3 protein-coding genes are annotated in these 1,860 nt (G+C 72.5%); 1 reads left to right on the top strand and 2 read right to left on the bottom strand.

The genetic code is table 11. From position 1 onward, the window contains the following. The coding region (locus H5J33_RS33615; protein ID WP_181798467.1) for a cytochrome c oxidase assembly protein at nt 1–538 on the bottom strand (538 nt) is incomplete at its 3' end. After that, nucleotides 538–1,098, bottom strand: coding sequence for a DUF2243 domain-containing protein (locus tag H5J33_RS33610; RefSeq protein WP_181798466.1), 561 nt, complete (start codon nt 1,096–1,098; stop codon nt 538–540). The genes H5J33_RS33610 and H5J33_RS33615, both read right to left, overlap by 1 nt. Before the next feature lie 298 nt (nt 1,099–1,396). Between H5J33_RS33610 and H5J33_RS33605 the strand changes: the two genes are divergently transcribed. Further along, nucleotides 1,397–1,860 (top strand): chaplin (locus H5J33_RS33605; RefSeq protein WP_181798465.1); only part of this gene is annotated, 464 nt, incomplete at its 3' end.

Genomic DNA, 1,860 nt, shown 5'->3' with positions numbered 1-1,860 from the left:
CGGCGTGCGCGAACAGGCACCCCGACAGCAGGAAGTGCGCGTGCACCAGCCAGTGCCCGGCCGGGTGGGCCATGGCGGTGTCGTACAGCGGGGTGAAGTACAGCACCGGCAGACTGCCGGCCGACAGCAGCACGGCCACCGGCGGACGGGTCAGCAGGCGCGCCGGGGCGCTGTGCAGCACCGCGGTCAGCAGGCGCGCGCGGGGCGCGGAGACGGCGCGCAGCACCAGGGTGACCGGGGCACCGAGCACCAGCCCGAGCGGGGCGTACATCCCGATGAGCAGGTGCTGGACCATGTGACCGCGGAAGTCCCGGTGCGCGAAGGGCGCGACCGGCGGCAGCAGCGCCACCGCCGTCAGGACCACGCCGGCGCAGAACGCGGCGGTCCGCCAAGGGCTCCAGGACCGCGCCGGATTGCGCCGGCGCGCCCGGCGGACCAGCAGCAGACAGCCGCCCGCGCACACCAGCAGGGCCAGGACCGGCAGGACGACTTCCGGCGCGAAACCGCCCGCCGGATGGGAGGTGTGGTGGTGGCCCATCAGGCGAGGCGTCCCGCACGGACGGTGCCGGGAGCCGCCGGGTCGTAGGACCGGCCGCCCCGCTGGAGCAGCAGCCCGCCGGCCACCAGCAGCGCCCCCAGGACCAGGAAGGCCACGTCCCACCACACCTGGTGCGATCCGCCGCGCACATGGTGGATGCCCAGGATCTGGTGGTCCAGCAGGCCCTCCACCAGGTTGAACAGGCCCCAGCCGACCAGGATCCAGCCCCACAGCACCCGCGAGGCCCACACCCGCCGCCGGCCGGTGGTCACCCGGGCGTACAGCACGGCGAGCCCGGACAGGACGGCCAGCCAGCACACGGTGTGGAAGACGCCGTCCCACACGGTGTTCATCTCCAGCCCGGAGACGCTCTTCGGGTCGTAGTACTTCACCCCGATGCGGTCGTGGTCGGTGCTGGTCAGCATGTGGTGCCACTGAAGGAGCTGGTGCAGCAGGATCCCGTCGACGAATCCGCCGAGGCCCACGCCCAGCAGGATGCCGGGCAGGCGCAGGCCGGCGGGCGCGGTGTCGCTCCTGGTGTCGCGTACGGTCGTTGCCATCGCTCCTCGTCTCGGTCGATTCGGGTGGATCGGCTCCGGCTGAGGTGCCCCCACGACAGCTATCAGTTCCCGGACGCCACCGCTGCCGCGGGCTCGGCCATCTGCGCGGCCCGCCGGAACGGCCGACTTTCGACGGGCCACGGCCGGCTTCCGACGGGCCGGGGACGCCCGCCGGGCGCGCGCGGTTCGTCTCTGGTACCCGGCGAAAGATTGATAAGCCATAACTTGCGCGCTTTGAACCGCGTTTCACCGGGTGCGGGCAAGCGCCCGCGACCGTATCTGGAAGGACAGGGAACCGATGAAACGGGTTACCCGAAACAGTGTCATCGCCGTCGCCGCCGCCTCGGGCGCGATGGCAGTGGCCGGGCCGGCGCACGCGGACTCCGCCGCGGGCGGGTACGCGGGCGGTTCGCCCGGGCTGATCTCCGGCAACGGCATCCAGTTGCCCATCGACGTTCCGGTGAACGTGTGCGGGAACACCGTGGACGTGGTGGGGCTGCTCAACCCCGCCATGGGCAACCGCTGCGCCAACAAGGGTGACCGGACCGGGGGCAAGGAGGGCGCCGCGACGTCGGGCGGGGCCACGGCCGTCGGCAAGGAGCAGGGCTCGCCCGGAGTGGTCTCGGGCAACGGGATCCAGCTCCCGGTCGACCTGCCGGTGAACGTCAGCGGCAACACCGTGGACGTGGTGGGGATCGGCAACCCCGTCTTCGGAAACCGGTCCGAGAACACCTCCGACACACCCGGCCGGTCCACACCGCC

Origin of the sequence: Streptomyces sp. WELS2, assembly GCF_013870595.1 — a bacterium.
Taxonomy (GTDB): Bacteria; Actinomycetota; Actinomycetes; order Streptomycetales; family Streptomycetaceae; genus Streptomyces.
The sequence above is the reverse complement of the archived record's forward strand: the minus strand, read 5'-3'. Positions and strand labels throughout refer to the sequence as shown.